Genomic DNA, 25,992 nt, shown 5'->3' on the forward strand with positions numbered 1-25,992 from the left:
CTGCCGACCAATACCAAAATAACAAACAATCTAGCGCTGCAAGGCAGCCCAGGCTTTTTCCAGCCGCTTGACCGAGACAGGCATAGGGGTGCGCAGTTCCTGGGCAAACAAGGACACACGCAGTTCCTCCAGCATCCAGCGAAAATCCCGCAAACCGCTATCGGTCGCACCTTTCAGCGCGGCCACGGCACGCTGGTACTTGGTCAGCAGAACCGACATATCCTGCATCAGGCGTTGATCGCGAGCCGGGTCGGCACGCAGCTTGTCCACCCGTGTTTGTACCGCTTTCAAGTAACGCGGCATATGGGCCAGTTGCGCGTATTCATTGCTTTCCAGAAACAAGGTCGGCATCAAGGCGTTCAATTGCTGCTGTATGTCTTTCAAAGCCTCGGGGTGGGCCTTGATTTGTACCAGTTTCTTCTGGGCGGCACTCCATTCAGTCAGAATCTGCCCGGCCAGACGCGCCACTTCCTGGGCCACCAGACCCAGACGGCTGCGACCCTCCTGCACACGAGCCTCGAACTCGGCCTGGTTCTTGGGCCAGGGCTCCATCATGCAGGACTGTTCCAGAGCCACATCAATGATCTGATCACGCAATTGTTCCTGCGTCCCCAGATTGATGTACAGCATGCTGATACGAGTCAGGTCCGTAATGTTCTTTTCCAGAAAGCGCACCTGCTCGCGCAGGGCCAAACGGAACAAGCGGCGCAAACCCTGACGGTGCTGACGCTGGGCCTGGGCCGGGTCATCGAACACATCCAGATCGCAATGGGTTTTCTTGTCGATCAAGGCCGGGTAGCCAATAAAGCTGCGCCCCTTGCGTTTGATTTCCATCAGCTCGGGCAGTTCACCAAAGCTCCAGCTGGTCAGTTGCTCGTGATCCAGCACTTGCGCTACCTGTTCGTCGCTGGCGGCCATTTGCTGGAAGGAGGCCTGGGCCTGACGGCCATGCTCGGCCTTGAGCTGATCCAGATTGCGCCCGCCCGACAACATGCGGCCATGCTCGTCAATGACCCGGAAGTTCATGAACAAGTGCGTCGCCAGCGTCTCGGGTTTGAAGTCACTGCGCTGCGGCCTTTGCTTGAGCTGAGTCCACATATCCTGGGAAATGGCGTCCAGCAGGCTCATGCCCGGATCGGCTGCTTTTTCAAACCAGCGTTGGTGAAAGGCGGCAGCATAATCGGGCAGCGGCACACAATGGCGGCGGATGCGTTGTGGCAAGGATTTCAGCAAAGCCAGCACTTTTTCTTTCAGCATGCCGGGCACCAGCCACTCGCAACGCGCAGCGTCGATCTGGTTCAAGGCGAACAAGGGAACGCTCAAGGTCACCCCATCGCGCACCGAGCCCGGCTCGAAGTGATAATCCAGCGCCATCTTCACGCCCTGCCATTCAACGGAGCGCGGAAAGACCTCGGTGGTGATGCCGGCTGCGTCGTGCTGCATCAATTCGTCGCGGTTCAGCTCCAGGCCCTTGGCCTCTTCTTTGGACAAGCCCTTGAACCACTTTTCCAATGTGGCGGTCTGGTACACGTCCTTGGGAATGCGCTGATCGTAAAACGCGTAGATCAGTTCCTCATCCACCAGAATATCCGGGCGGCGGGATTGGTGCTCCAAACGCTCTACCGCCTGTATCTGCTGACGGTTATGACGCAGGAAAGGCAGGTTGGAGTCGATCTCGCCTGGCACCAGAGCCTGGCGCAAGAACAACTCGCGTGCCTGCACCGGATCAATGCGGCCAAAGTGAATGCGACGGCCACTGTAAATCAGCAAGCCATACAAGGTAGCACGCTCGTTGGCCACTACCTGCCCGGCTTTCTTCTCCCAGCGCGGATCGCCCCAGGTTTTACGCAGCAAATGGGCGCCAACTTTTTCAATCCATTGCGGCTCGATACGCGCCACACAGCGGGCAAAGAGTCGCGTGGTTTCCATCAGCTCGCCCGCCAGAATCCAGCGGCCTGCTTTCTTGACCAGCTTGGAGCCGGGGTGAATCACAAAGCGCAATTCACGCGTACCTTGATAGACACCCGTTTCTTCACTCTTGTAGCCAATATTACCGATCAAGCCCGTCAACAAGGCCAGATGCACCTGCTCATACGTGGCTGCCGAGGGGTTGGCGACCCAGCGCTGCTCCTGTACCAGACTGCGTAATTGGGTATGAACATCCCGCCATTCACGAATACGCAAAGGGGACAACAAAGCCTGTTTGACGCTATTGGCAAACTTGCGCTGCGAGCTTTGTTCCTGCGACAGCTCTTCCAACCAGTTCCACAGCTTCACATAGGACAGGAACTCGGACTTGTCGTCGTTGAAACGGGCATGGGCCTGATTGGCTGCTTCACGCTCATGGACAGGACGATCACGCGGATCTTGCACGGACATGGCCGAGGCCACGATCAGCATTTCCGTCAAACAATGATGTTCATGACCGGCCAGAATCATGCGGGCCACACGCGGGTCCACAGGCAGTTTGGCCAGGGAACGGCCCACCTTGGTCAGGCGCTGCTGTTCATCCAGCGCACCCAGCTCTTGCAGAATCTGATAGCCATCGGCAATCGCCCGGCCCGTGGGCGGCTCCACAAAGGGGAAGGTTTCCACATCGTCCAGATGCAAGGCCTTCATGCGCAGAATCACCGAGGCCAGCGAGGAGCGCAAAATCTCGGGATCCGTAAAGGGGGGGCGGCTCTTGAAATCCTGCTCGTCATACAGACGAATACAGATACCGGGGCCAATACGACCGCAACGCCCTGCCCGCTGGCTGGCCGAGGCCTGACTGATCGCTTCAATACGCAGTTGCTCGACCTTGTTGCGCCAGGAATAGCGCTTGATACGCGCCAGACCACTATCGACCACAAAGCGAATGCCGGGCACGGTCAGCGAGGTTTCTGCCACATTGGTCGCCAGCACCACACGGCGCGCATTGCCTTTGGGTCGGAAAATACGTTCCTGATCCGCCTGCGACAGACGCGCAAACAAGGGCAGGATCACGGTATTGATGGGCTTTTCTTTTTCCAGCGCCTCGGTGGCTTCGCGGATTTCACGCTCACCAGGCAGGAAGACCAGAATGTCGCCCGTACCATGCCGGGCACATTCCTGCACTGCATCCACAATGCCTTGCATCAGATCCCGCTCTTCCTCGGAGGTGGAACGGCGTTCTTCGGCATCGACCAAAGACGGGTCCAGAATCGGGCGGTACACAATATCGACGGGATACAGACGGCCCGACACTTCAATGACAGGCGCCTTCTTGCCCTTGTGGGCAAAGTGCTGCGCGAAACGTTCGGCATCAATTGTGGCCGAGGTAATGATCAGCTTCAGGTCCGGACGCCGTGGCAACAGTTGCTTTAAAAAACCCAGCAGAAAGTCGATGTTCAGACTGCGTTCATGGGCCTCGTCAATAATGATGGTGTCATAGCGGCTTAACAGGGGATCGCGCTGGGACTCGGCCAGCAAGATCCCGTCTGTCATCAATTTGATGGCCGAGCGCGGTCCGGTCTTGTCGTTAAAGCGGATTTGGTACCCTACCCAGTCACCAATCTCCGATTGCAGCTCCTGGGCAATACGCTTGGCGACCGACGTGGCGGCCAGACGGCGCGGCTGGGTATGACCAATAATCTTGCCCTGCAGGCCACGGCCCAGCTCCAGACAGATTTTGGGTAATTGGGTGGTTTTGCCCGAGCCGGTTTCACCACACACAATGACCACCTGATGGTCTTTGATCGCCTGCGCAATTTCGGCCCGTCGGGCGCTGACTGGCAGGTCATCAGGATAAGAAATTGTTGGTAAAGAGTGTGGGTTTTCAGTCAATTCGTCGGACTCGTGCATGAAAGGTAGTTTCTGGTACAGACATCATTATAATTTTGGCTTGAAACCATTTGGACGCAAAGATCCCCCGCAATGAACACAGACATCCCCGACTCGTACAACGCCATCGAACCACCTGATGAATCCCAGGCACAATTTGTGCGATGGTTCAGGGAAGTGGCGCCTTATGTACACGATTTTCGTGGCAAGACGTTCGTGGTGGCCTTTGGGGGCGAGCTCATCAACGATGGACTGCTCTACACCCTGATCCCGGATTTGTCGCTGCTGTCAGCACTGGGCATCAAGCTGGTGCTGGTGCATGGCTCCCGCCCCCAGGTCAATGAGCAACTGCGCCTGAAAGGCGAAACCACGCAATTCGGTCGCGGTACCGAGCCAACCAGTGCGGTCGCTCTGGAATGCGCCAAAGAAGCCGCTGGTGAAATTCGCCTGGACATTGAAGCCGCTTTCAGCCAGGGTTTGCCCAACACCCCCATGTCACATGCCCAGATTCGTATCATTTCGGGCAACTTTGTGACCGCGCGTCCGGTGGGCGTGATTGATGGCCTGGACTTCAAGCATTCTGGCGCGGTACGCAAGCTGGACGTGGACGCCATGCGGCTGATCATGAGCCAAGGAGCGCTTATTCTACTCTCCCCATTGGGTTTTTCTCCAACTGGCGAGGCCTTTACCCTGGACATGGAAGATCTGGCCACCAGCACGGCCATCGCCCTGCGCGCTGAAAAGCTGATTTTCCTGACCCCGGAGCATATCGGGCACTCCAATAATCTGGATATCGATTCGGAGCTGGCTCGTGCCGATGCCGACTCCCTGCTGGCCTCGGGCAAGCTGGACGAGGACTGCTCCACCTTCCTGCGCTACGCCTCGCAAGCCGTCAAACGCGGTATTGCCCGTGCGCACTTGGTGCCCTACAAGCAGGACGGCAGCATTTTGCTGGAGATCTTCACCCACGATGGGGTGGGCACCATGGTGGTGGAAGACACACTGGACGATTTGCGCCCGGCCAATCTGGACGATGTGGGTGCAATCGTGCAACTGATCGAACCCCTTGAAATTGACGGCACCCTGGTCCCCCGCGGCCGTTCGGTCATCGAGCGCGAGGTGGAGCAGTTCACGGTTCTGGAGCACGACGGCATTATTTACGGCTGTGTGGCATTAATTCCGTACGAAGAAGAAAGCATGGCCGAAATGGCCTGTCTCATCGTGCACCCGGAATGGCAAGGCTCGGGCGAAGGTGAAATTCTCTTGCGCCATACCGAAGCCAAGGCCCGTGCGGCCGGCTTCAAGCGTCTTTTTGTGCTGACCACCCGCACGTCTCACTGGTTTATCAAGCGTGGCTTTGTACAAGGTGGCGTGTCCGATCTGCCCAAGGGCAAGCAGTCCCATTACAACCGTTCGCGCAACAGCATGGTCTTTATTAAAAAGCTGTAAGCCGGTTTGACCCTCCTGCGCCCCTAAGTACAATACGCCCATCCAAGCATTTGATTGAAAAGGAACACATATGGCACGCATGATTCACTGTGTGAAGCTGAAACAGGAAGCCGAGGGCCTGGAGTTTCCCCCCTACCCCGGCGAGCTGGGCACCAAGATCTGGCACTCGATTTCCAAACAGGCCTGGGCCAACTGGATGGACGTGCAAACCCGTCTGGTGAACGAGAACCGCCTGAACCTGGCCGATGCCCGTGCCCGCACGTATTTGAAAGAACAGATGGAGCAATATCTGTTTGAAGACAAGGACGTGGAAGCCGACGGTTTTACCGCCCCTTCCGCTTAAGTCCCGATTCAGGACACGCACGCAGACCCCGGAGCATTACCATCGTGCTCCGGGGTTTCTTTATTTTTGCCCCCGACTCCCCCGCCTTTCCCCGCATTCTTATCAAATAGCCCCACCTTCAGCACGCAGCCAAAACGTAATTAAATGAAACGCTGCGCGACAAGTTAGTTTCAGACTGGTCAAAAATCAAAAGAAATGGGATTTTTCTACAGTTACCTGAAGCCCTAAGGCACAAAATCACGGCTGGCCTTGATGCGCATACAGTGCCCAAGCCACACCGGCCCATCACGTGTCCATGTCTGAGCAGCCTTGCGCCGAGCCCTGCACAGCACCGCCGCTTACTGCTTTACCCACAGGAAAAGAAGTTCATGTGCCGCCTAGACCTACCCGAGATTGACCAGTACTCCACTCACTTGCGCCTGTGGCTGGTCAACCTGAGCTATTTGGAGGCTTTGTATGGGCCGCAGTTTCATGCTTTTGTGCTGGATACCGTGCAGCAAAGGCTGCTGGACTGTGGGCTGACTGCCAATGAAATCTTTATCCGGGGAGATTTTGTCCTGATTGCCTTGAAGCAGTTGGGCAAGCAACACCGCTTTCAGCGTACCCATCCCAATGCCCTGGCCCAATTGCTGGGTGCGGCACTGGAGTGTGACCCCATCACCCAGGATGAGCACCGCATCTACCTGCACACCCAGATGGCTTACCACTACGATAGCCGTCAGTACGACACGAATCAGCTCCACCCTCCCGCTCCCAACCCCTGCTCTCATAATCACCCAGCCACGCTGGCCGCCTGGCACAAGGTCTGGGCCAAGACGTACCGGGACGATATGAGTCTGGCAGTTCGCATGCTGGATGATTTACAGAATGGGCTGCTGGCCCTGGCCTTTCAGCCCATCTATCACCTGGGTGAAAAACACAAGAACAAGGACTTTTATGAAGAAGCCTTGATTCGTCACTGCGGCACGGCGGATTACTCTTTACCCGAGGCCATCGCCGCTCTGGAGCGGCTAGGTCTGGTGTCCCGGCTGGATCGCAGTGTCTTGGGCAGTGTGGTGGAGCTGCTCAGTACAAAACCCGGTCTTTGTCTGGGAGTGAATATCTCCGCAGGCTCCCTGCAGGACGATTTGTGGTGGCAGGATCTGTTCAGCTATCTGGACAGTCGCCCGGATGTGGCCCAGCGCCTGATTCTGGAGGTGACGGAAACCGGCACCATCGCCCACAAGCCCACGGCGCTGCGCCTGATTGCCCAACTGCAAAACCTGGGGGTACGGATTGCTCTGGACGACACGGGATCGGGCAATAGCACCCTGGCCTTTCTGGTGCAGACCCATGCCGACATTATCAAAATTGACCGCTCGATCTTGCTGCGGGCACGCAGCCCCGGTCAGCCAGCCCATTTGCTGCGCAATCTGGTCAATGTCTGCGCCGATTACAGCCCCTACGTGATCATCGAAGGTGTCGAGGACGAGGCTGATCTGGAGTTTGTGCGCCAGTCCGGTGCGCACGGCGTGCAGGGCTATCTGCTGGCCTTGCCAACGCTGACCCCGTCCTGGTGGAACTCAGCAGTATTGATTACGGTGCAGGATGCGGTACTGCTACGTACCCAGTTCTATCCTGACCAAGCCCCCCAAGGCTACGGCTTTAGTTTTTGAAAAGCAAACAAGCCTTGCATGGTGTCATGCAAGGCTTGCAGCAAGAAGGCCCGGGTCGGAATCAGGCTTTGTCTTCGGATTCCGGTTCTGGCAAGGGTTCACCACGTGCAGTACGCTCGGTGTTTTTCACACCGGTGTGACGCACGTCGTCACCACGCACCATGTAGATCACGCGTTCAGCCATGTTCTTGGCGTGGTCGCCAATACGCTCCAGCGCACGGGCGATAAAGATCAGATCAATGGAGTGCGAAATCGTGCGTGGATCTTCAATCATGTAAGTGATGATGTGACGCAGCGAACCCTTCCACTCACGATCCACTTCCTTGTCGCTACGCACAATCTGTGCTGCGTGTACGGCATCCTGGCGCGCAAAGGCGTCCAGCACATCGTTGATCATGCCAGCGACTGAGGAGCTCATGTGGCGCAGTTCCACCACGGGCTCGTAGCCAGCGGTACCTTCGTGCAGACGGCGAGCCATCTTGGCGATGCGCTCGGCCTCGTCCCCGCAGCGTTCCATATCGGTCAGCATTTTGGAGATGGACAGCAGCATGCGCAAGTCAATGGCGGTGGGTTGATTACGGGCGATCAGATTGGTGATGCGCTCGTCAATCTCCACCTCCAGGCGGTTGATTTCTTTTTCACGCTCGCGAACCTGATCGACCAGCGACATATCCCCGGTTTGCAGGGCTTCGGTCGCACTGCGAACCATAGATTCAACAATACCGCCCATCTGCAAGAACAGCGAACGGGTGGCCTCCAGATCGGAGTGAAACTGCTTATTGGTATGTTCGTTCATAGTGGCCTTCTGTAACAGCAAAATGGCTCGCGCCAGCGCTTAATCCGTGCATAGATTAAGCACCGATTATGACAGAGACATTAAAATTCAGAAACCGTCGCCTGGCAGGGTGCGCACACCCTGTTGACCGGCAATCAAGGCCACGCTGGCTGGGGTAATCGCGAACAGGCCACAGCACACCACACCGGGCATATTGTTGATCTGGGCTTCCAGAGCAGCCGGGTCTGCAATCGACAAACCGGACACGTCCAGAATCAGGCCACCGTTATCGGTGACAAAGCCCGTGCGCTCGACGGGATTACCGCCCAAGGCGCGCAATTGGCGAGCCACGGCATTCTTGGCCATGGGGATGACTTCCACCGGCAAGGGGAACGCACCCAGGCGATCCACCAGTTTGGAATCGTCCACAATGCACAGGAACTTGTCCGAGACCGAAGCCACGATTTTCTCGCGGGTCAAAGCGCCACCACCGCCCTTGGTCATGTTCAACGCCGCATCGATTTCGTCGGCACCGTCCACATACCAGTCCATGCGTTCGATGGTGTTCAAGTCTTGCACTGCAATACCCAGACTTTGCAGGCGAGCGGTCGAGCGCTCCGAGCTGGAAGCAGCAGCCTTGAAGGCATGTTTGTGCGCCGCCAGAGCATCAATAAACAAATCAACCGTGGAACCCGTACCCACACCCAGAATGGAATCCGGGGTCAGGAAAGGAAGGACGTAATCAACCGCAGCCTGAGCCACCTGTTGTTTGAGTTCGGTCTGTGTGTACATGGCAGATATAAAAATGGGGGGGCTTGGCCCCCCTTGGTTTACTTAAGAAAACGAGCGGCAAATTTGCCTTCGTTGAAACCCACGCTGACCTCGCCCTCGGGCGTAATCAGCAAGGGGCGGCGCACCAGCGCCGGAAACTCAGCAATCAAGGCCAGCCATTGGGCATCGTCCTGCGGCTCTTTACGTTCTGCAGGCAGATTACGCCAGGTCATGGAGGCACGGTTGACCAGCTTGGGCCAGCCACCCAGCTCCTGCGCCCATTGTTGCAGGCGGGCCGCTTCCAAGGGATGTTCGCGGTAATCCACAAAGTTCAAAGGCAGACCGTTTTGCTCAAACCAGGCAATCGCCTTTTGGCAGGTGCTGCAATTTTTCAAACCATACATCGTGAACACGGCAATACTCCTTATCAATCAGGCGCGACGCTCGCGGCGTACCTGCAAGCGGCTGGCGACCACAACAAAAATACCAATCACCAAAATCAGCAGGGTTGCCAACGCATTGATCTCGGGCTTGAGGCCCAAGCGTACGCGCGAAAACACTTCCACCGGCAAGGTGGTAAAGCCCGGACCGGACAGGAAGGAGGCGATCACCACATCGTCCAGCGACAAGGTAAAGGCCAGCAACCAGGCCGCCATCAAGGCAGGCACGATCGAAGGCAGGACCACCTGGAAAAACGCCCTCAAGGGGGTGGCACCCAAATCAAGCGCCGCTTCTTCCTGAGAGCGATCCAGCTCACGCATGCGCGATTGCAGAATCACGGTCGCGTACGCGGTGCACAGCACCACGTGACCAATCCAGATCGTGAAGATGCCGTTCTGTTCCGGCCAGCCAAACAGGGAGTTCAGCTCCACAAACATCAGCAGCAGGGAAATACCCAGCACCACTTCCGGGATGACCAGCGGTGCACTGACCAGACCGATATACAGAGCAAAGCCCTTGAAGCGTCCCATACGGGCCAGCACATAGGCGGCCCAGGTGCCCAGAATGGTAGCCATGGTCGCGGTCAGCACGGCTATCAGGAAAGACAGCTTGGCAGCACTGAGCAGCGCTTTATCCTGAAACAGGGACTCGTACCAGCGGAAGGAAAAACCCGACCAGGACGTCATGATGGCCGATTCATTAAATGAAAAGACGATCAGGAACAGGATAGGAATGTACAGAAAACCAAAGCCCAGCGTCAGGACGATGGCGCGCAGCCAGGGATTAGGCTTGGTCATGAGCGGCCTCCCCGTTGCGCTTCCATCTGTCGCATCTGGCTGTACTGGAAGAAAATCAAGGGAATGATCAAGAGCAGGACCATCACGCAAGTGACGGCAGCAGCCATCGGCCAGTCCGCATTATTGAAGAACTCGGTCCACATGACACGGCCCATCATCAAGGTGTCAGCCCCACCCAGCATTTCCGGAATCACGTACTCACCTACGGCCGGAATGAACACCAGCATGGCACCGGCAATCACGCCGGACATGGACATGGGCAAGGTGATATTCCAGAACGCCGACCAGGGACGCGCGCCCAGATCGTAAGCCGCTTCCAGCAAGCGCATATCCAGCTTTACCAGATTCGCATACAAAGGCAGGATGAAAAATGGCAGATAGGCATAGATCAAACCGATATAGACGGCCAGATCGGTGCGGTAGATTTCCAGCGGCGCATCAATAATGCCTATCCACAGCAAGACCTGATTGAGCAGGCCATCGCCACGCAAAATGCCTACCCAGGCGTAGACACGCAGCAGCATGGAGGTCCAGAAAGGCAGAATCACCGCCAGCAACAACAGACTACGCACGGCGGGTGAAGAGCGCGCAATGTAGTAAGCCACCGGGTAGCCGATCAAGATACAAAAGATCGTGGTGACGGCAGCCATCTTCAAGGAGCTGACGTAGGTGGCCAAATACAGATTGTCGCTGAACAGCAGGATATAGCCGCGCAGGTTCAGTACAAAGGAAATGCTTTCCTCGGCAAACTGGGCCAAGGGCGTATACGGCGGCACCCCGAAATCAAGATCGGCAAAACTGATCTTGAGCACGAGCAAAAATGGCACCAGCAGAAACAGGATCATCCACAGGAATGTGGGTGCGACCACCAGCGTGCGACTGGTAGGCAGCAGTTTGCGCCAGGACAGGTTCTTCATGTGCTCAGTACCGTTGCGCTATCGTCGGACCAGGACACGTAGACCTCTTCGTCCACGCCGGGAGCATCTGGCTGGGCCAAGGTACCACTGGGCATTTGCGCCTCGATCAGCATGCCGGCGTCCAGACGAATCTGGTAGCGGGTGTAGCTCCCCATCCAGGACACGTGGGTCACAATGCCGTGGCCCCAGTTGGTGTCCTCGGAAGGCAACTCACGACTCACCTTGATCTGCTCGGGACGAATGGACACATACACGTCCATGCCCAGCGGTTCGCTGATCCCGTGGCTGACATACAAGGGGCGGTTTAACTCCTCGCACTCGATATGAACGTGGTCCGGTTCGTCCACCGTCACTACGCCGGTGAACAAATTGGTGGAACCGATAAAGCCCGCCACAAAGCGCGAGTTCGGGAAGGAGTACACATCGTAAGGCGTACCGGACTGGATGATCTGCCCATCGGACATTACCGCCAGTCGGCTAGCCATGGTCATGGCCTCTTCCTGGTCGTGAGTCACCATAATGCAGGTCACTCCCACACGCTCCAGAATCTTGACCAATTCAATCTGGGTTTTCTGACGAATCTGCTTGTCCAATGCGGACATGGGTTCGTCCAGCAAGAGCAGCTTGGGACGCTTGACCAGGCTACGCGCCAGAGCGACACGCTGTTGCTGCCCGCCTGACAACTGATTGGGTTTGCGGCGTGAAAAACCCGCCATCTGCACCAGATCCAGGGCTTCAAATACGCGTTCGTGGATTTCGTTGCGGGGCACGCCTTCCTGCTTCAAGCCAAAAGCCACATTGGCCTCAACCGACATGTGCGGAAACAGCGCGTAGGACTGGAACATCATATTGACCGGCCGCCGGTAAGGCGGCAGGTCGGTAATATCCTCGTTGTCCAGATAAATCCGACCGGAAGTCGGCTCCTCGAAACCTGCCAGCATACGCAGCAAGGTGGATTTGCCACTGCCTGAACTACCCAGCAGCGCAAAAATTTCGTGACGGGCGACGTCCAGACTTACAGACTGGACGGCCACCGTATCGCCAAAAATCTTGACGACTTCGTCCACACGCACGAAAGCATCCTCGCCATCCATCCAGGGCGAGGTTCCGGTACGGATATCTTGCATGATGCCTTAACGTCCAGACTTGAGTTCAGCCCACAGGCGCGTTTGCAGACGCTGCACCTTCAGTGGCTGTGGTTTGATGACGAACAAAGTCTTGGAGACTTCGGGCGAAGGGTAAATCATGGGGTTGTCAGCTACTTCCTTGACCACGAACTCGCGCGCATCTTTATTGGCGTTCGGGTAGAACATGGTGTTGGTAATGGCGGCATGGACTTCCGGCGTTTCAATGTAGTTGATGAAGGCGTGGGCCTCTTTCACATTGCTCGCGCTCTTGGGGATGGCCATGGTGTCAAACCAGACCGGCGCCCCGCCTTGCGGAATGTAGTAGTCGATGGCGTACGGCTTTTTAGCCTGGCGCGCACGATCAGCGGAGATCATCACGTCGCCGGAGAAACCGTAGACCATGCACAGATCACCCGCGGCCAGCTCATCGATATAGCCCGAGGAGCTGAACTGACGCACGTAAGGACGGATTTGCTTGAGCAAGTCCAGGGCTTCGCGGTAATCGGCTTCATTGCTGCTGTTGGGGTCTTTGCCAATGTAGTGCAGCACGGCCGGGAACACCTGGGCGGCTTCGTCCAGAATGGAAATGCCACAGCCTTTCAGCTTCTCGGCATTTTCTGGCTTGAACAGCATGTCCCAGTTGCCCAGGTCCACCTGCTCGCCCATGATCTCCTTGACCTTGGTCACGTTGTAGCCCAGGCCATTGGTGCCGTAGCCCCAGGGAATCAGGTATTCATTGCCGGGGTCCACATCGGAGAGCAGCGCCATGATGTCCGGGTCCAGATGGGACCAGTTGGGAATCTGACTTTTATCCAGCTTCTGGAACAAACCGCCTTCGATCTGACGCGCTGCGTAATGCGTGGAGGGAACCACCACGTCGTACCCCGACTTGCCCGTCAACAACTTGGCTTGCAAGGTGTCGTTATTATCGTAAACGTCATAACGCACGGTAATGCCCGTGGCTTTCTGAAAGCCGGACAAGGTATCGGGGGCCGTATATTCAGCCCAGTTATAGACGTTAACAACCTGATTTTGTGCCTGTGCAACAGGCATGATGGCAGCAGCGGCCAGCAGGCCGGCGAGTACCTGTGGTGTGTTCATCCCAAAAGACATCACGAGTCCCCTTCCTATCGAAAGCGAAAAACCCAAAAGGCGAGATGATAAAGCTTTTTTAAAGCCCGTAGTCGTAATTAACGCTGCGTTTGGTGACGGTAAGCAGAAAACATCTGCTGCCACCACTGATCGCCACGCGGCCCACACACTTTGAGCAAAGATCGTCTCAGGCGTTGCACATTACCCAGCGCCTGGGCGGGGCTGACGGGCCCCTGTCGTGCACGGTCAAAATCGATCAGCCAGACTTTGTCATTCGCATCCAGCAAAATATTGTAGGCGTTAAGGTCAGCGTGCCAAACCTCGAATTGGTGCATGCGGACAATCTCGTGTGCCACCGCTTCGGGGGAGGCACGGTCCAGGCACAGAGTCAACGGCTGCACATTGGGCACCCGCTGGCTTATCAGAGCCGCATGGTACCAAAAACCCTGCTGCCACCATGCGCCCGCCAGCACTTTGGGGACGGCCAAACCCTTGTTGTGCAAATAAGACATCACCTGAAATTCTCGCCAGCTGCGAGTCCGGGATGCCCCTTGCCACAAGTAGGAGGACTCATTGAAGCGAGCCACCAGACCACCACGCCGGTAGTGGCGCAGCACCGCCTGACCAAAGGGCCCGTTCACAAACCAGGCGGCCTGACGACCACCCTGTCCCACCTTGCTGGCCTGGTCGCCATACGAGGTGGCCTCGAACCAGCGCTGCAAGGCCTCAGGCTCCAGATCCAGCTGATTGGCCAGCTCCGGTGCCAACAAGGCACCGCCACCGGGCAAGGAATAGACAGTTTCGGATTGGGTGCTCACGGCAGCTCCTCAGGCACGAACCAGCAACAGGGCCATGATCAATACCAGCATGCAGGCAAAAATAAACTTCAGACGATTCTCGGGCAAACGATAGGCCAAGCGCACGCCAAACGGCACCAGCAGCAGGCTGCCTATCGCCATCGGTATGCCGACCTGCCAGGTAGCCTGACCATGAAACGCGTACGTCGCCAAGGCGACCAACGTGCCGGGAATAATCATGGACAGGGCCAAGCCTTGCGCACCGGTCTGGCTATAACCCATACGGCTGGTCAGGAACGGCACCACCAGCACCGCACCGCCCACACCAAACACGCCTCCGGCCAAGCCCGCCATCATGCCTACCGCGATATACCACAGCTGGCCAAACGACTCCGGGTCCGGACGCGGCTTGTCACTGCGACGACGCCGCCGGGAAAAGCCTAGACTCTGGTCGAAATAATACAGGGCAATGGCCATCACAAATACAGAGTAAATGCGACGCAGCAAGATCGCATCCATGCCCAGAGCCAGACGTGCGCCCAGCCAGGTAAAGATAATGGAGGAGATCGCCCCCAATGCTGCCCGACGAAAATCAATGTGGTTGCGACGATGGTACTGACGCACGGTCAGCAGAACCGCAGGCACCACCATGATCAGGGCCGTACCTTGAGCGGTTTGCTGGTCCATGCCCAGAATCAGGCCCAGCAACGGAATAGCCAGCAAGCCGCCACCGATCCCCAGGACCCCGCCGGTATAGCCAATAAGCGCGCCTCCCAGCAAGCAGGCCAGGATCAACTCAATACTTATCATGGCGGTTACAGATTACGCAGACGGTCGACAGCGTCTTCCACCCGGTCTACCGCCCAGATTTCCAGGCCTTCGATCGCCTGACGCGGGGCGTTGCTCTTGGGAATCAAGGCAATGCTGAAGCCTAATTTGGCCGCTTCGCGCAAACGCTCCTGCCCACGCGGGGCCGGACGAATTTCACCGGCCAGGCCGATTTCCCCAAACACGACCAGACCCCGTGGCAAGGGGCGATTATTCAGGGAGGACAAAATAGCCAGCAGCACCGCCAGGTCAGCCGCTGGTTCGGTAATCTTGACGCCACCGACGGCGTTCACGAACACGTCCTGGTCGTAGGTGACCACACCAGCATGGCGATGCATTACCGCCAGCAACATGGCCAGACGGGAACTTTCCAGGCCCACAGACAGGCGGCGCGGATTGGGCACATGGGCCGAGTCCACCAAAGCCTGAATTTCCACCAGCAAAGGCCGTGTGCCTTCCTGAGTAGCCATGACGCAGGAACCGGCTACTGACTGGGAATGCTGGGACAAGAACAGGGCCGAAGGATTGCTGACTCCTTTCAAGCCTTTTTCCGTCATGGCAAACACGCCCAATTCATTTACCGCACCAAAGCGGTTCTTGAACGCGCGCACCATGCGGAAGGAGGAATGGGTATCCCCCTCGAAATACAGCACCGTATCCACAATGTGCTCCAGCACACGCGGACCGGCCAAGGTCCCGTCTTTGGTGACGTGACCGATAAAAATCATGGAGGTACCGCTTTGCTTGGCCAGACGGGTGAGCTGGGCCGCACATTCACGCACCTGCGATACCGAGCCTGGGGCCGCACTGAGCTGATCGGAATACAGGGTTTGAATCGAGTCGATCACCACCACGCTAGGCTGGTGCGACTGCAAGGCCTGGCTGATGGATTCCAGACGAATTTCAGCCAGCAGATCCACACCTTCGGTAGGCACGCCCAAACGGCGAGCACGCAAGGCGACCTGCTCGGCGGACTCCTCGCCCGTCACATACAGAACTTTGGTTTGCTGAGCCAAGGCTGCCATGGCCTGCAGCAGCAGCGTGGATTTACCGACACCGGGATCGCCCCCGATCAGGATCACGCCGCCTTCCACCAGGCCACCGCCCAGGACACGATCGAACTCGCCTATGCCTGTAGGCACACGCGGCAGTTCCCGTGCCTGCACATCGGAAAGACTTTGGACCGGGCTGGAGCCAGCCAGGGAAGCAAAACGATGCGCACTGGCCGCAGCCGGTGTTTCTACCGTTTCCTGCAAGCTGTTCCAAGCCCCGCAGGCCGGGCATTTGCCCGCCCACTTGGGTGTATCTGCCCCGCACTCCGTGCAAACAAATACAACTTTGGCCTTGCGGGCCGCACGAGTACTGGTGGCCATAGAAATTCCTTAACGTCCGGCCAAGCTGCCACCGCCATCCACGCCCAGGTTCTGGCCGGTGATATAAGCGGCTTCATCGCTTAGCAAGAAGGTAACCGCAGCAGCCACTTCGGCCGCCTGCCCAAAACGTCCCAAAGGAATGGAGGACAGGCTGCGCTGTTCGGCTTCGCTGCCGACGGGATGATTGGCACGGAACAATTCGGTTTCGATCGGACCAGGAGAGACCGCATTGACGGTAATGCCGTAAGGAGCCAATTCCAGTGCCCAGGTGCGGGTACAACCCAGCAAGGCACTTTTGGCCGCGGCATAGCTGGTGCGATCGGAACCGCCGTGCACAACACGACTGCAAATATTGACGATGCGGCCTTCCTTGCGCGCTTTCATCGAAGGGATGAAAGCCTGGGCCACTTGCACCGCCACACGTACATTCAGGTCAAACACCTGATAAAGATTGCCCAGGTCCACCTGACCAATCGGTTCGGGCGCGACCATACCTACGTTGTTCACTACCGCATCAACGGGATATTTTTCGCGGATAACGCGCAGCATTTCCTCGGTTTCGCCTGCATTGCTCAAATCGCAGGAGTACAGATATCCGGGGAAATCAATGCTTTCGGTGTGGCGGGCCAGACCCACAACGTGGGCCCCGGCATCAGCCAGCCTTTGGCTGATTGCCCAGCCGATTCCTTTGGTAGCGCCGGTAACGAGTACACATTTATTTTTCATGGCTATGCCTTGTTGGTGTTAATCCTGGATGACGCGCGGCACGCGTGGGGCGACCGCGCAAATCAATTCGTAGCCCAGGGTTCCGGCTGCCGCAGCAACCTCATCCACACTGGGCCCGCCTTGACCGAACAACACCGCCTGACTGCCTACACCGGCGGCGGGCACCGGGGTCAGGTCGACTGCCAGCATGTCCATGGACACACGACCGAGCAAACGGGTACGCACCCCGTTCACGGTAATCGGGGTGCCAGTTCCCGCGTGACGCGGGTAACCATCGGCATAGCCACAAGCCACCACGCCAATACGCATGGCCTGCTCGGCAATGTACGTATGGCCGTAGCCAATGCCCTCGCCCTGCTTGACGCCGCGCACGCTGATCAGCTCTGCGGCCAAAGTCATACCAGGCTGCAGGCCGAAGTCCTCGGCGCTGATGTCCGCAAAAGGAGAGCTGCCGTACAGACAAATACCGGGGCGTACCCAGTGATCCGGACCGGAGGGCATGTATGCACCCAGGTCAGGGCTTAGTGTTGCCGCTGAATTGCACACACTGACCGGGCCCGGCAAGCCGTCGGTGATCCGGTTAAAGCAGCGAATCTGCTCCAGCGTGGCGTCAATGTTGTCGTCAGCGCGCGCAAAGTGCGTCATGCGCCCCACGGTTCCCAGCTTGCCCGCTTTTTGCAGACGCTGAGCGCGTTCGAAGGCGGCGGGGTAATCGTCCACGCTGAAACCCAGACGGTTCATGCCGCTATTGAGCTTGACCATGGCATTCAAGGCCACCCCGCCCTTCCACTGCTCCAGCATCTTGAGCTGCTCGTGGCAATGAATGACAGTGGTCAGGCCAAACTCGGCCAGCACATCCAGATCTTCAGGCTGGAAAAAACCTTCCAGCAACATGATGGGGCCGGTCCAACCGGCAGCCCGACAACGTATGGCTTCTTTCAGGTCCAGCATCGCCATGCCTTCGGCGGCACTGAATGCCCGCACCGCATTTTCGATGTCATGACCGTAAGCATTGGCCTTCATGACGGCCCAGATATGGGGCCGTTTTACGCCGGATGGAGCCGTGGCGTTATTCAGGCTCTGAATAACCATATCGAGATTGTGACGCAGTGACGCAATATGAATGGTGGCCGAGATAGGACGTGGCATGGTTCTCCCCGAAGCAATACGAAAGTCTAAACCAGCCCTAGTGGAAACGAAAGCCGTATACTGGCGGACTATGTCTATCGAGCACTATGAAAACTTCCCTGTCGCCTCTGTGCTGCTACCTCGTCGGCTACGCCGACCGGTCACCGATATTTATCGTTTTGCCCGCAGCGCCGACGACATTGCTGATGAAGGCGATTTAAGCGCTGCCGAGCGCCTGGAACTGCTGGCGCAGTTCGAAGCCGGAATAGAACAACTGCAGTATCACCAGCCCGTCCTGGCCGATACCCCGCACAGCGAAATTTTTGTCCCTTTGGCCAGCAGCATCAGCAACTTCCAGTTGCCGCTCAAGCCTTTTCTGGACCTGCTGTCTGCGTTTCGCCAGGATGTCACCACTCATCGCTATAGCGATATGGCCCAGGTGCTGGATTACTGTACCCGCTCGGCCAATCCGGTCGGCCGTTTGATGCTGCATCTGTATCAAGCCCACAGCCCGGAGCTGATCGAGATGGCCGACTCCACCTGTACCGGTCTGCAACTGGTTAATTTCTGGCAGGACGTGGCACTGGACTGGCACAAGAACCGTGTCTATATCCCGCAAGACCTGCTGGCCCAATATGATCTGGATGATGATTACATCCAGGCCCGTACCCAGCTGCTGCGTCAGCCCGAGGCCGATGCCCGCTGGCAGGAAATGATGCAGTTGCTGGTTACCGATGCCCGTCAACGCCTGCAAGCCGGGCTGCTGCTGTCCAGCTATCTGTCCGGGCGCATCAGCCTGGAACTGAAAATGATGGTATTGGGCGGCCTGCGTATTCTGGAACGCCTGGAAGCGGTAAAGTTTGATGTCTTCAGCCATCGTCCCACCCTGTCCCGCCTGGACTGGCTACGCCTGATTACCCGCGGCTTGAGCCGTACCCCTTACCGACCCTGAACGTCCATGAGCCCAGACGAGTATTGTCAGAACAAGGCAGCCCAAAGCGGCTCCAGTTTTTACTACGCCTTTTTGTTTCTGCCGCCTGAACGCCGCCGTGCCATCACGGCGCTGTACGCGTTTTGCCGCGAGGTGGACGACGTGGTGGACGAGGTTCACGAGGAATCGGTCGCCCGCATGAAGCTGGTCTGGTGGCGCACGCAAGTGGCCGATCTGTACGAAGGCCGTGCCCATCACCCGGTCATGCAGGCTCTGGCGCCCCATATCAAGGCGTTCGATCTGCCTCAGGACGAACTGCTGGCCGTGATTGACGGCATGGAAATGGATCTGGATCAGGTGCGCTACCAAAGCTGGAGCGAGCTGGAACGCTACTGTTGGCACGCCGCCAGCGTGGTGGGACTGCTGTCGGCGCGTATTTTTGGCCAAACCCAGGAACAGACCAGCGATTATGCCCAAAAACTGGGCCTGGCTTTTCAGTTGACCAATATCATCCGCGATGTGGGCGATGACGCTCGTCGTGGCCGCATCTACCTGCCCCAGGAAGATCTGGACAAGTTCGGTGTATCGCCTCACGAGATCCTGGATCAGCAGCATTCGGAGCGCTTCGAGGCCCTGATGGCCTTTCAAACCGAACGCGCCCAGGACTTGTACCGACAGGCCATGCGCGCCCTGCCCGCTGTGGATCGCCGGGCACAACGCCCAGGCCTGTTGATGGCCGCCATCTACCATGCCCTGCTGGTGGAAATTGCCAATGATCGTTGGCATGTACTGGAACAGCGCATTTCGCTGACACCCATTCGCAAATTCTGGTTGGCCTGGAAAACCTGGGTATCGGGCGGCCGCAGCTTGCAACGCAAACTGGGCCGATGAAAGTCGCGGTTATCGGGGCGGGCTGGGCGGGCTGTGCTGCCGCCTGGCGGCTGAAGACGCAAGGCCATCAGGTCAGTGTCTTTGAAGCCTCGCGCCATATAGGCGGGCGTGCCCGCCGCATCCACAGCCCCAATCTGGGGCGTGATACCGATAATGGCCAGCACATCATGCTGGGCGCCTACTCCGTCATTCTGGGTTTGATGGGGGAAATCGGACTGGACGAAGCATCCCGTCTGGAACGCAAGGATCTGGACGTGATCTCGGCCGATGGGCGCTTTCGCCTGCGCAATCGCCCCTTGCCCGCCCCCTTTCATTTATTGACTGGCCTGTTGGGCGCCCAGGGCCTGAGCTGGTCGCAGAAAATCAAGCTGGCACGTTTTTGCCGCTGGCTGATGAAACAGCAATGGCGCACCCCGGATGGTCTGACGGTTTTGCAGCTCCTGGAGCAGCATCAGCAAGACAGCCATGTCATCCGTTTGTTCTGGCAGCCGCTCTGCGTGGCGGCCATGAACACGCCCATTGAGCAAGCCTGCGCCCAACTCTTTGCCCATGTCTTGCGCGACAGCCTGGGCGGTCCCCGGCAAGCCAGCCAAACCTTGATTCCCTTGATGGATTTAAGCCAGCTCTGGTGCGAGCCCGCCCTGCGTGACATTCAGCTACAGCTGGGCCACAGAGTACAAAGACTGGAACTGACAGAGTCAGGTGTACAAATTGACGGCCTGCAGTTTGATGCAGCCATTGTGGCCTGCCCGCCCGTCCAGGCTGCGCGCCTGCTGCATAGCCTACCCAGCAGCCCGGCCAGCGAACAACTGCTGGCCGATCTGGAAGCCTTCAGCTACATCCCTATTGCCACCCTGTATCTGGAATTGGAACAGGCCTGGAATCTGCCCCATTCCATGTTGATGCTGGACGATAAAAGCGGCAGTGGTGGCCAATGGCTGTTTGATCACAGCGCCCTGAAACCGTGCAGCGGTGAAACGCTGGTGGGGATCGTCATCAGCGATGCTGTGCGCCTGCAAGCGCTGGACCGCGCGCAAGCCATTGCCGCGATCATCGAGCAGGTCCGCAGCCAGACCCGGCACCTGGAAGCCATGCCTGCCATACGGGCCAGCGAGCTGATTATCGAAAAACGGGCTACGTTTGCGGCTGTGCCCGGTCTGCGTCGCCCTTCGGTAGCGACACCTTGGCCAGCTATTCGCCTGGCAGGCGACTGGACCGATACCGGCTACCCCGGTGTGCTGGAAGGCGCTGTGCGCAGCGGGCTGAAAGCCGCGCATCTGTAAGGGCCACGACTGAGCACTACTGCGCCGACGGTGTCAGCAAAGTCTGCGCAGGCTTATGAGCAGCCAGAAACTCCGATTGAAACAGGCACATGCGCACCACATCCCGATACTGGCCGTTAATGAAGAACTCGTGCTTGAGCTCGCCTTCCACCTGAAAACCAAACTTCTGATAAATGTGAATGGCCTTGTGGTTTTCCTTGTCCACAATCAGCACGATCTTGTACAGGTTCAGCACTCCAAAGCCGTACTCGATAGCCAGTTTGGTCGCCCGCGAGGCAATGCCCTTGCCCTGGAACTCCGGCGCAATAATGATCTGGAACTCTGCCCGGCGGTGTACATAATCAATTTCCACCAGTTCCACCACGCCGGACGGCTGCCCTTCCCACTCCACAACGAAACGACGTTCACGCTGATCGTGAATATGCTCATCGTACAGAGCCGCCAGCTCGCCATAGGTTTCGTAAGGTTCCTCGAACCAGTAGCGCATCACGCTGGCGTTATTGTCCAGCAAATGCACAAAGCGCAAGTCTTCGCGCTCCAGCGGGCGTAATTTAACGTGAGTCGTTTTACTCATGATTTTTCTATCCTTTCTCTATGTTCGATAGACGAGCCGCCTATCTGCCTATACCAAAGGCCATAGACATCATGCCCGCATATCGTGTGTTTTTGATGAAGGCCTGATAGAAAAAGTTCAGTTGGCTGCAAAACCGCAGCCCGACCAGTCTTGCGGCAAAACCGGCCAAAAACGCAAAAACCCCGATTTCTGCTTTCCTGCATAGCAAACTGAACATCAGTCAGGCCAGCAGGAATATCAAAATCGGGGTTTGAAACTACTACCTAGCCGCTGTGGCTGCGCCAGCCCGGAGCTAGCGCAGGTAGCGGGCATCAGGTTGGGGCGTGTTCCTCGATGTAGCGACGTACTTGAGCTACATCCGAATCCATCACCACCACCTTCTGTGGCAAGTCTGCCAAACCGGTCAGGTGCGCAGGCACCGGAGCGGGCTGACCAATCGCTTCTTCGATTGTCTCGGAGAACTTGGCAGGCAGCGCGGTTTCCAGCACCAGCATGGGGATGCCTTCTTCGCGGAAGTTCTGAGCCACCTTGACGGCGTCTGCCGTGTGCGGGTCGATCAGAGTCTGGTACTGCTTGTTCACCTGAGCAATGGTGTTCAGACGATCCTGGTGCGAGCTGGCACCAGCCACAAAGCCGAACTCTTCCTGGAAGCGTGGCAGATGCTCGCTCAGGTCGAATTGGCCTTCTTTGGCCAGCTGCTCCCACAATGCCTTGACCTTGCTGCCATCACGGCCCAGCAGATCAAACACAAAGCGCTCGAAGTTGGAGGCGCGGGAAATGTCCATGGATGGGCTGGACGTGGCGTAAGTTTGCTCGGAACCACGGGGACGATAAATACCGGTGCGGAAGAATTCTTCCAGCACGTTGTTTTCGTTGGTGGCCAGAACCAGCTTGGCGATAGGCAGCCCCATCTGACGAGCAATGTGGCCCGACAGAATATTGCCGAAGTTACCCGAAGGAACGGCAAAAGAGACTTTCTGACCCGCCTGGCTGGTGCTTCGCAGCCAGCCCCAGAAGTAGTACACCACCTGAGCCGAAATGCGGGCCCAGTTAATGGAGTTCACGGCGCCCAGATGCCATTTGGACTTGAACTCCAGATCACCCGCCAAGGCCTTGACGATGTCCTGGCAATCATCGAACACACCTTTCACCGACAGGTTGTGGATGTTTTCGTCTTGCAAGGAGTACATCTGAGCGCGTTGGAAAGCACTCATGCGACCATAAGGCGAGAGCATGAACACGCTGACGCCACGCTTGCCGCGCAAGGCGTATTCAGCCGCCGAACCCGTGTCGCCAGACGTGGCACCCACAATGTTCAAGGTGCTGTTGCGCTGTGTCAGCACGTATTCGAAAACCTGGCCCAGGAACTGCATGGCCATGTCTTTAAAAGCCAGGGTTGGGCCTTGGGACAAGCCCAGCAAGGAGAAACCGGGTTCCAGTTCCTTGACCGGTACCACCTGCTCGCTGTCGAACACGCCGGGGGCATAAGCACGTGCCGTCAAGGCGGACAGTTCATCAGCCGGAATATCGGTGACGAACAGGCCCAGCACTTTGGCGGCCAGTTCGGGGTAGCTCAGGGCGCGCCAGGACTCCAGCGTTTCTGCACTGACTTGAGGGTAGCTCTCTGGCATGGCCAAACCGCCATCCGGAGCCAAGCCTTCCAGCAAGATGTCCGAAAATGGCTGGGCCTTCATGCCGCCACGAGTAGAGATGTAATTCATTACAGGTTCTCCACGCGCAGACGGGTCACGGCAGACTGAACAAAAGGCAGATTCTGAATCTGGCTGATCGCACCATTGATGGCACCTTCACGCGCTTCATGCGTCAGGAAGATGATGTCAGCCTGTTCACCGGCTGGCTCCTGGAACATGGAACCGATCGAGATCGAGGCTTGCGCCAGAATGCGAGCCACATCAGCCAGAACACCAGGACGGTCATCCACACGCAAACGCAGGTAGTACGAGGACACCACTTCATCCATAGGCAGGATGGGCGTATCGGACATGGCGTTGTGCTGGAAGGCCAGGTAAGGCACGCGATGTTCCGGTTCTGCCGTTTGCAGACGGGTCACATCCACCAGGTCCGCCACCACCGCCGAGGCGGTTGGCAAGGCGCCGGCACCGGCACCGTAGTAAACGGTTTGGCCCACGGCATCGCCATGCACCAGCACCGCGTTCATGGCACCTTGGACATTGGCCAGCATGCTTTGCAGTGGAACCAGTGTGGGGTGTACGCGCAGTTCGATACCTTCTTCACGGGCGCGGGTAATACCCAGCAGCTTGATGTTGTAGCCCAGGCGTTGTGCGTGTTGCAGGTCTTCCAGTGCCAGGCTGGTAATGCCTTCCACGTGAGCCTTGCTAAATTGCACGGGGATACCAAAGGCCAGGGAGGCCAGCAGGCTCAGCTTGTGCGCAGCATCCACACCTTCAATGTCGAAAGTAGGATCGGCTTCGGCGTAACCCAGACGCTGGGCATCGGCCAGGGCTTCAGCAAAGCTGACACCACGGTTGCGCATTTCGGACAGGATGTAGTTGGTGGTGCCGTTGATAATGCCGGCCAGCCACTGAATACGGTTGGCCGTCAGGCCTTCGCGAATTGCCTTGATGATAGGAATACCACCGGCCACAGCGGCTTCGAAGGCCACCATGACGCTACGCTCGTGAGCAGCGGCAAAAATCTTGTTGCCATGCTTGGCCAGCAGCGCCTTGTTGGCGGTGACCACGTGCTTGCCCTGGGCAATGGCTTCCATGACCCACTCGCGTGCCAGGGTGTCGCCCCCCACCAGCTCGACCACAATATCGATCTCGGGGTTACGCACCACATCCATGCCGTCTGTGGTCAGGGTGACCTCGTCCCCCACCAGCGCGCGTGCCTTTTCCAGGTCACGCACAGCAATAGCGACCACCTCAATACGGCGACCGGCGCGGCGAGCGATTTCATCTGCATTGCGTTTCAATACGTTCCAGGTGCCGCTGCCAACCACACCCAAACCCAGCAAACCTACTTTGATAGGACTCATTGAACAAATCCGTCCTTACGGAACATTTCTTTGATGCCGCGTACCGCCTGACGGGTACGTTGCTCGTTTTCGATCAGCGCAAAGCGCACATAGTTGTCGCCATACTCACCAAAGCCGATGCCGGGGGATACGGCTACTTTGGCATCGCTCAGTAAGCGCTTGGCAAACTCCAGCGAACCGATGTCCTTGTAGAACTCGGGAATCTTGGCCCAGATATACATTGATGCCTTGGGGACATCGACCATCCAGCCTGCTTCATGCAGGCCCTTGGCCAATACGTCGCGACGGCGGCGGTACTGCTCCACCACCTCGCTGACACAATCTTGTGGTCCTTCCAGCGCCGCAATGGCGGCCACCTGAATCGGTGTGAAGGTACCGTAGTCGTGATAGCTCTTGATACGTGCCAGGGCATTGACCAAGGACTCGTTCCCCACCATGAAGCCAATACGCCAGCCGGCCATATTGTAGCTTTTGCTCATGGTAAAAAACTCGACTGCGACATCGCGCGCACCTTCCACCTGCATGATGGAGGGGGCCACGTAGCCGTCAAAGGTAATGTCGGCATAGGCCAGATCGTGTACCACCAGAATATTGTGCTCGCGTGCCAGCGCCACAATACGCTCAAAAAAGGACAGCTCCACACACTGGGCCGTCGGATTGCTGGGAAAACCCAGAATCATCATTTTGGGCTTGGGAATGGACTCCCGCACGGCTTTTTCGATTTCCTCGAAAAAGTCCACGCCGGGGACCATGGGCACCGAACGGATATTCGCGCCGGCAATGACGGCGCCATAAATATGAATCGGGTAACTGGGGTTGGGCACCAGAACGGTGTCGCCCTTGTCCAGGGTTGCCAGCATCAAGTGGGCCAGACCTTCTTTGGAACCGATGGTAACGATCGCTTCACTATCAGGATCCAAGTGCACATTGTAGCGGCGCTCGTACCAATTGGTCACGGCTCGGCGCAGACGCGGAATGCCTTTGGAGACAGAATAACCATGAGTGTCCGGGCGGGTGGCCGCCTCGACCAGCTTTTCCACGATGTGCGCCGGTGTCGCGCCGTCCGGGTTCCCCATGGACATGTCGATAATGTCCTCGCCACGACGGCGGGCGGCCATTTTCAGCTCGCCTGTAATGTTGAACACGTAAGGCGGCAAACGCTCGATGCGCGGAAAGCGAATCATGACATTCCTTGAGAAGAAAACAGCGAAGACCCAAACCAAAAGGTGCGAAGTAAATCAAAGAGTTTAATCCATGATTGACTTACTGAGAAT

General features: G+C 57.5%; 23 protein-coding genes. 6 read left to right on the forward strand and 17 right to left on the reverse strand.

Annotated features, from left to right (window positions below; translation table 11 throughout):
* Window positions 1-30: 30 nt before the first annotated feature.
* Complete coding sequence (gene hrpA / locus ACFPDR_RS09490) at window positions 31-3,822, reverse strand: ATP-dependent RNA helicase HrpA (protein WP_376911067.1); 3,792 nt, start codon at window positions 3,820-3,822, stop codon at window positions 31-33.
* A 72-nt stretch (window positions 3,823-3,894) separates the two neighbouring features.
* Here hrpA and argA point away from each other — a divergent pair, with 72 nt between their 5' ends.
* The 3 genes from argA to ACFPDR_RS09505 all read left to right on the forward strand — a co-directional run bounded on the left by argA (window position 3,895) and on the right by ACFPDR_RS09505 (window position 7,248).
* Complete coding sequence (argA, locus tag ACFPDR_RS09495) at window positions 3,895-5,250, forward strand: amino-acid N-acetyltransferase (protein ID WP_009461662.1); 1,356 nt, start codon at window positions 3,895-3,897, stop codon at window positions 5,248-5,250.
* A gap of 70 nt (window positions 5,251-5,320) precedes the next feature.
* Window positions 5,321-5,593 (forward strand): oxidative damage protection protein, encoded by a 273-nt coding sequence (locus ACFPDR_RS09500; protein WP_009461661.1) that lies wholly within the window; start codon window positions 5,321-5,323, stop codon window positions 5,591-5,593.
* A gap of 368 nt (window positions 5,594-5,961) precedes the next feature.
* Complete coding sequence (locus tag ACFPDR_RS09505; RefSeq protein ID WP_060185760.1) at window positions 5,962-7,248, forward strand: EAL domain-containing protein; 1,287 nt, start codon at window positions 5,962-5,964, stop codon at window positions 7,246-7,248.
* Between the two features lie 61 nt (window positions 7,249-7,309).
* Here ACFPDR_RS09505 and phoU read toward each other — a convergent pair whose 3' ends face one another.
* From phoU to alr, 12 genes are all read right to left on the reverse strand, one after another.
* The gene (phoU, locus tag ACFPDR_RS09510) at window positions 7,310-8,044 is read right to left on the reverse strand and encodes a phosphate signaling complex protein PhoU (protein ID WP_009461659.1); all 735 of its coding nucleotides are present in this window, start codon (window positions 8,042-8,044) and stop codon (window positions 7,310-7,312) included.
* 87 nt (window positions 8,045-8,131) lie between these two features.
* Complete coding sequence (gene rpiA / locus ACFPDR_RS09515; RefSeq protein WP_009461658.1) at window positions 8,132-8,815, reverse strand: ribose-5-phosphate isomerase RpiA; 684 nt, start codon at window positions 8,813-8,815, stop codon at window positions 8,132-8,134.
* 38 nt (window positions 8,816-8,853) lie between these two features.
* Entirely contained in the window at window positions 8,854-9,198 is a 345-nt protein-coding gene (locus ACFPDR_RS09520) for a Spx/MgsR family RNA polymerase-binding regulatory protein (RefSeq protein WP_009461656.1), read from the reverse strand.
* Between the two features lie 27 nt (window positions 9,199-9,225).
* Entirely contained in the window at window positions 9,226-10,032 is an 807-nt protein-coding gene (locus tag ACFPDR_RS09525) for an ABC transporter permease subunit (RefSeq protein WP_009461654.1), read from the reverse strand.
* Window positions 10,029-10,949, reverse strand: coding sequence for an ABC transporter permease subunit (locus ACFPDR_RS09530; protein WP_009461652.1), 921 nt, complete (start codon window positions 10,947-10,949; stop codon window positions 10,029-10,031). The genes ACFPDR_RS09525 and ACFPDR_RS09530 overlap by 4 nt, the downstream gene beginning before the upstream one ends.
* Entirely contained in the window at window positions 10,946-12,076 is a 1,131-nt protein-coding gene (locus ACFPDR_RS09535; protein ID WP_009461650.1) for an ABC transporter ATP-binding protein, read from the reverse strand. Before ACFPDR_RS09535 ends, ACFPDR_RS09530 begins: the two co-directional genes overlap by 4 nt.
* Window positions 12,077-12,082: 6 nt before the next feature.
* A complete protein-coding gene (locus tag ACFPDR_RS09540) occupies window positions 12,083-13,189 on the reverse strand; it encodes a polyamine ABC transporter substrate-binding protein (RefSeq protein ID WP_009461648.1) in 1,107 nt (368 codons plus the stop codon).
* 77 nt (window positions 13,190-13,266) lie between these two features.
* Window positions 13,267-13,986: a 3-deoxy-D-manno-octulosonic acid kinase gene (locus ACFPDR_RS09545; protein ID WP_009461646.1), complete on the reverse strand. Its 720-nt coding sequence runs from the start codon at window positions 13,984-13,986 to the stop codon at window positions 13,267-13,269.
* A gap of 9 nt (window positions 13,987-13,995) precedes the next feature.
* Window positions 13,996-14,775, reverse strand: a complete 780-nt coding sequence (locus ACFPDR_RS09550; RefSeq protein WP_009461644.1) for a sulfite exporter TauE/SafE family protein — start codon at window positions 14,773-14,775, stop codon at window positions 13,996-13,998.
* A 5-nt stretch (window positions 14,776-14,780) separates the two neighbouring features.
* Entirely contained in the window at window positions 14,781-16,166 is a 1,386-nt protein-coding gene (radA, locus tag ACFPDR_RS09555; RefSeq protein ID WP_009461642.1) for a DNA repair protein RadA, read from the reverse strand.
* A 9-nt stretch (window positions 16,167-16,175) separates the two neighbouring features.
* Window positions 16,176-16,892 carry an SDR family oxidoreductase gene (locus ACFPDR_RS09560; RefSeq protein WP_009461640.1) on the reverse strand — a complete coding sequence of 239 codons (717 nt, stop codon included), beginning with the start codon at window positions 16,890-16,892 and terminating at the stop codon, window positions 16,176-16,178.
* An 18-nt stretch (window positions 16,893-16,910) separates the two neighbouring features.
* The gene (gene alr, locus ACFPDR_RS09565) at window positions 16,911-18,041 is read right to left on the reverse strand and encodes an alanine racemase (RefSeq protein WP_009461638.1); all 1,131 of its coding nucleotides are present in this window, start codon (window positions 18,039-18,041) and stop codon (window positions 16,911-16,913) included.
* Between the two features lie 70 nt (window positions 18,042-18,111).
* On the opposite strand from alr, the gene hpnC reads away from it, so the two are divergent.
* From hpnC to hpnE, 3 genes are read left to right on the forward strand one after another with little or no spacing between them, the layout of a single operon-like run.
* Complete coding sequence (gene hpnC / locus ACFPDR_RS09570; protein WP_009461636.1) at window positions 18,112-18,972, forward strand: squalene synthase HpnC; 861 nt, start codon at window positions 18,112-18,114, stop codon at window positions 18,970-18,972.
* A 6-nt stretch (window positions 18,973-18,978) separates the two neighbouring features.
* Window positions 18,979-19,842 carry a presqualene diphosphate synthase HpnD gene (gene hpnD, locus ACFPDR_RS09575; protein ID WP_009461634.1) on the forward strand — a complete coding sequence of 288 codons (864 nt, stop codon included), beginning with the start codon at window positions 18,979-18,981 and terminating at the stop codon, window positions 19,840-19,842.
* Window positions 19,839-21,125 (forward strand): hydroxysqualene dehydroxylase HpnE, encoded by a 1,287-nt coding sequence (hpnE, locus tag ACFPDR_RS09580; protein WP_376911068.1) that lies wholly within the window; start codon window positions 19,839-19,841, stop codon window positions 21,123-21,125. Before hpnD ends, hpnE begins: the two co-directional genes overlap by 4 nt.
* Before the next feature lie 16 nt (window positions 21,126-21,141).
* Here the strand turns inward: hpnE and speG are convergent, their stop codons facing one another.
* The 4 genes from speG to alaC all read right to left on the reverse strand — a co-directional run bounded on the left by speG (window position 21,142) and on the right by alaC (window position 25,902).
* The gene (speG, locus tag ACFPDR_RS09585) at window positions 21,142-21,699 is read right to left on the reverse strand and encodes a spermidine N1-acetyltransferase (RefSeq protein ID WP_009461630.1); all 558 of its coding nucleotides are present in this window, start codon (window positions 21,697-21,699) and stop codon (window positions 21,142-21,144) included.
* Window positions 21,700-22,010: 311 nt separating this feature from the next.
* Window positions 22,011-23,420 (reverse strand): threonine synthase, encoded by a 1,410-nt coding sequence (gene thrC / locus ACFPDR_RS09590; RefSeq protein WP_060185754.1) that lies wholly within the window; start codon window positions 23,418-23,420, stop codon window positions 22,011-22,013.
* A complete protein-coding gene (locus ACFPDR_RS09595; RefSeq protein WP_022983573.1) occupies window positions 23,420-24,718 on the reverse strand; it encodes a homoserine dehydrogenase in 1,299 nt (432 codons plus the stop codon). Before ACFPDR_RS09595 ends, thrC begins: the two co-directional genes overlap by 1 nt.
* Window positions 24,715-25,902, reverse strand: coding sequence for an alanine transaminase (alaC, locus tag ACFPDR_RS09600; RefSeq protein ID WP_026484343.1), 1,188 nt, complete (start codon window positions 25,900-25,902; stop codon window positions 24,715-24,717). Before alaC ends, ACFPDR_RS09595 begins: the two co-directional genes overlap by 4 nt.
* Window positions 25,903-25,992: the final 90 nt, after the last annotated feature.

The organism is Alcaligenes sp. GCM10023179, assembly GCF_042653705.1.
GTDB classification, from domain to species: domain Bacteria; phylum Pseudomonadota; class Gammaproteobacteria; order Burkholderiales; family Burkholderiaceae_B; genus Alcaligenes; species Alcaligenes phenolicus.